This is a genomic window from Paenarthrobacter sp. CM16, assembly GCF_013179505.1.
Lineage (GTDB): Bacteria > Actinomycetota > Actinomycetes > Actinomycetales > Micrococcaceae > Arthrobacter.
The window spans coordinates 1-3,822 of sequence record NZ_JABMCX010000373.1; the positions used below are offsets into that span (position 1 = coordinate 1).

The 3,822-nt window shown below is 63.6% G+C and carries 5 protein-coding genes and 1 pseudogene; all 6 read left to right on the forward strand.

Annotated elements, in window-relative coordinates:
- A pseudogene (locus HP499_RS21915) lies at nt 1-971 on the forward strand (ATP-dependent metallopeptidase FtsH/Yme1/Tma family protein); the annotation flags it as partial.
- A gap of 10 nt (nt 972-981) precedes the next feature.
- Complete coding sequence (gene folE / locus HP499_RS21920; protein WP_172326210.1) at nt 982-1,617, forward strand: GTP cyclohydrolase I FolE; 636 nt, start codon at nt 982-984, stop codon at nt 1,615-1,617.
- 5 nt (nt 1,618-1,622) lie between these two features.
- A complete protein-coding gene (folP, locus tag HP499_RS21925) occupies nt 1,623-2,528 on the forward strand; it encodes a dihydropteroate synthase (protein WP_172326211.1) in 906 nt (301 codons plus the stop codon).
- Between the two features lie 11 nt (nt 2,529-2,539).
- Nucleotides 2,540-2,899, forward strand: a complete 360-nt coding sequence (gene folB / locus HP499_RS21930) for a dihydroneopterin aldolase (RefSeq protein ID WP_172326212.1) — start codon at nt 2,540-2,542, stop codon at nt 2,897-2,899.
- A complete protein-coding gene (gene folK / locus HP499_RS21935; RefSeq protein WP_172326213.1) occupies nt 2,896-3,441 on the forward strand; it encodes a 2-amino-4-hydroxy-6-hydroxymethyldihydropteridine diphosphokinase in 546 nt (181 codons plus the stop codon). Before folB ends, folK begins: the two co-directional genes overlap by 4 nt.
- A partial coding sequence (locus HP499_RS21940; RefSeq protein WP_172326214.1) for a DUF3180 domain-containing protein occupies nt 3,438-3,822 on the forward strand: 385 nt, incomplete at its 3' end. The genes folK and HP499_RS21940, both read left to right, overlap by 4 nt.

Below are 3,822 nucleotides of genomic sequence, written 5' to 3' on the forward strand. Positions count from 1 at the left end.
CCAAGAAGACCCCGGGCTACACCGGCGCCGACCTTGCCAACGTCCTCAACGAGGCCGCACTGCTGACCGCGCGTTCGAACGCCAACCTGATTGATGACCGCGCGCTGGACGAGGCAATCGACCGTGTCATGGCCGGCCCGCAGAAGCGCAGCCGCGTCATGAAGGAACTCGAGCGCAAGATCACCGCTTACCACGAAGGCGGCCACGCACTGGTTGCTGCTGCCCTGCGCAACTCCGCGCCGGTCACCAAGATCACCATCCTTCCCCGCGGCCGGGCACTCGGCTACACCATGGTGATTCCCGAGGATGACAAGTACTCGGTCACCCGTAACGAGTTGCTGGACCAGATGGCCTACGCCATGGGTGGCCGTGTTGCTGAGGAAATCGTGTTCCACGATCCCTCCACCGGCGCTTCCAATGACATCGAGAAGGCAACGTCCACGGCCCGGAAGATGGTCACTCAGTACGGTATGAGCGAACGCGTTGGCGCCGTGAAACTGGGCCAGGGCGGCGGCGAGCCGTTCCTCGGCCGCGATGCCGCGCAGGAGCGCAACTTCTCGGACCAGATCGCCTACGTTGTGGACGAAGAAGTACGTCGCCTCATCGATCAGGCACACGACGAGGCCTACGCCATCCTCACGGAAAACCGGGACGTCCTGGACCGTCTGGCATTGGAACTCCTGGAACGGGAAACCCTGAACCAGGCTGAGATCGCCGAGATCTTCCACGACATCCGGAAGCGCGATTTCCGCGAGATCTGGCTGTCCAAGGAATCACGCCCGGTGCAGTCGATCCCGCCGGTGGAAAGCCGTGCGGAAAAGGCTGAGCGCGAAGCCCAGGAAGAGGCCAAGAAGGCACGCCTGGACGAGCCGCTGGACGTCGTCGCACCGCATGCCCAGGGGGTCAGCAGCCAGGACTCCTTCCAGGCACCGCGGCCCGACGGCGGCAACGACTCCACGCATCACGGCTAAGCTATCTGCCGTGACTCATTTCGACGACGACGACGACCTCGCCGCCGCCCACGGTTCAGCCGCGGGCTCCCAGCACGCCCACAAAGTTGACCGTCCGCGCATTGAAGCGGCTGTCCGCGAGATCCTCCTTGCCATCGGGGAAGACCCTGAGCGTGGGGGCCTCCTGGACACGCCAAAGCGCGTGGCCAAGGCGTACGCCGAGGTCTTCGCGGGTCTGCACCAGCACCCCGCGGATGTCCTGTCCACCACGTTCGACCTCGACCATGAAGAGCTTGTCCTTGTGAAGGACATCCCCTTCTACTCGACGTGTGAGCACCATCTGGTGCCGTTCCACGGCGTCGCGCATGTTGGTTACATTCCGTCACATGACGGAAAGGTGACCGGCCTGAGCAAGTTGGCGCGGCTGGTCGATATTTACGCGCGCCGGCCGCAGGTGCAGGAGCGCCTGACCACCCAGATTGTTGAGGCGCTCGTGAAGCACCTCAACCCTCGTGGCGCGATCGTGGTTGTCGAATGTGAACACATGTGTATGTCCATGCGTGGCATCCGCAAGCCCGGCGCAAAGACCGTCACCAGTGCGGTGCGCGGTCAACTCCATGACCCGGCCACCCGCGCCGAGGCCATGAGCCTCATACTCGGAAGGTAAGCACTATGGACTCCCTCGCTGCAGCACCCGGAACCGGCCCGGCCACAAGCCCGCTGCCGGTTCTCCGTAAACCGCGGCCCGCGGCCAGGTTCCAGGATCTGCCAACGGACCGCACGCTCGTCATGGGAATCCTCAATGTCACCCCGGATTCCTTCAGCGACGGCGGCACGCACCGGACACCGGACACCGCCATCGCGCTGGGCTTGCGCATGTTCTATGCAGGCGCAGACATCATTGACGTCGGTGGTGAATCCACCCGTTCGGGCGCTGAGCCCGTTACCCCGGAGGAAGAACAGCGCCGCGTTATCCCAGTGATTGAGGCGTTGGTCAAAGCCGGCGCGCTGGTCAGCATCGACACCATGCACACCTCTACCGCAGCAGCTGCCATTGAGGCGGGCGCAGCCATCATCAACGATGTCTCGGGGTTGACCATTGAACCGGACATGCCCGAGCTCGTTGCCCGGACCAAGGTTCCGTACATCCTGACGCACCGCCGCGGTGATGCCTCCACCATGGACAGCCTCACGGACTACAACAACGTCACAGAAGATGTGGTGGCCGAGCTCAGCGGTGTCCGCGACAAACTGTACGCAGCAGGCGTTGCGCCCGAGCAGATCATCATCGATCCCGGTGTTGGGTTCTCCAAGAACGAGGACCAGAACTGGGAGATCCTCAAGAACCTGGACCAGCTCTTCGCGCTGGGCCACAAGGTGATGGTGGCTGCTTCCCGCAAGCGGTTCCTCGGTTCCTTGCTTACGGTGGCCGGCAAGTCGGCTGCTCCGTTGGAGCGCGACGCCGCTACGGCAGCCATCACCGCTTTGAGCGCCACCAAGGGCGCCTGGGCTGTCCGCGTTCACGACGTCGGCCCCAGCCTTGACGCTGTCAAGGTCGCTGCCCGTATCGCCCGCTGATAGGAAACGCTGTGGACAGGATCACGCTGACAGGCGTCACCGCCGTCGGTTATCACGGAGTGTTCGATTTCGAGCGCCGTGACGGCCAGCCTTTCGTGGTGGACGCGGTGCTGTACACGGACTTCACCAAAGCGGCTGAGACGGATGATCTCCAGTACACGGCCCACTACGGTGAAGTGGCTGAACTGATTACCCGGCACATCGAGGGCGAGCCCCTGAACCTGATCGAGGGACTGGCGGTCAGGATCGCCGAGGCCATCCTGGAGAACTACAGCGTGGCCGCCGTCGATGTCACCGTTCACAAGCCCAAGGCCCCCATTGAGGTGCCGTTCGGCGACGTTACGGTCAGCGTGCACCGGGAGCGATCATGACATCCGGTTACACCAAGGCCATCCTGGCCCTCGGCAGTAACCTGGGGGAACGCAACGACACCCTGTCCACGGCTGTGGCCGCCTTGGTTGATCCCCCCGAAGTTCGTCTTTTGGGAGTGTCCCCGGTGGTGCAGACCAAGGCTGTGGGCGGTCCGGAGGGACAGCCGGACTTCCTGAATATGGTGATGGCTGTCGAAACAACGCTGACCCCGTTGGAACTCCTGAAGCATTGCCACGACGTCGAACAGCAGCATCACCGTACGCGTGAGGTGCGCTGGGGTCCTAGGACGCTGGATGTAGACATCGTCGTTTTCGGTGATCTCGTGAGTGAGGATCCTATTCTGACGCTTCCCCATCCGCGGGCAGCTGAGCGCGCATTCGTGCTCTACCCGTGGTCGCTGCTGGAACCGCACGCCCGGTTGAATGGGCAGAGCGTCGCCGAACTGGCCGCCGCCGCCGCCGATATGCCTGATATCCGGCGCTTTGACGGTTACGGTGACGTCGCCGGTGTGCCTGCGACCGGAGCAGTGGAGCAGCCATGAAAGCAATGCGCCCGGTAGTCCTGGTGCTCATCGCCGTCATCGCTGCGGTCATTGGCTGGTTGGCAACGGCCACCACCAACCGCTTCAGCATGCCCACCCCGGTCCTGCCGGTCTCCGCGCTGGTGACCATGGCCGTTATCGCAGGCCTGACGCTCATCATGGGCATTCGCGTACTGCGGTGGCGCAATGGCAAAAAGAAGAACATGCTCAACCCGATTCTGGCGGCCAGGACGCTGATCCTTGCCCAGGCCTGCGCCTATGCGGGCACCCTGCTCCTCGGGTGGCACGCCGGAATCTCTATGGACCTTCTCCGCATCGGCAGTTTGCGCGGCGGCGAAGGAATCCTGTGGAACGCGCTGCTGATGGGCGGTGGCGGCGTGG

What these genes read in the sequence shown, in the direction of transcription:
- folP (WP_172326211.1), top strand. Translation starts at nt 1,623, where the DNA reads ATGGACTCCCTCGCTGCAGCACCCGGAACCGGCCCGGCCACAAGCCCG.
- folK (WP_172326213.1), top strand. Translation starts at nt 2,896, where the DNA reads ATGACATCCGGTTACACCAAGGCCATCCTGGCCCTCGGCAGTAACCTG.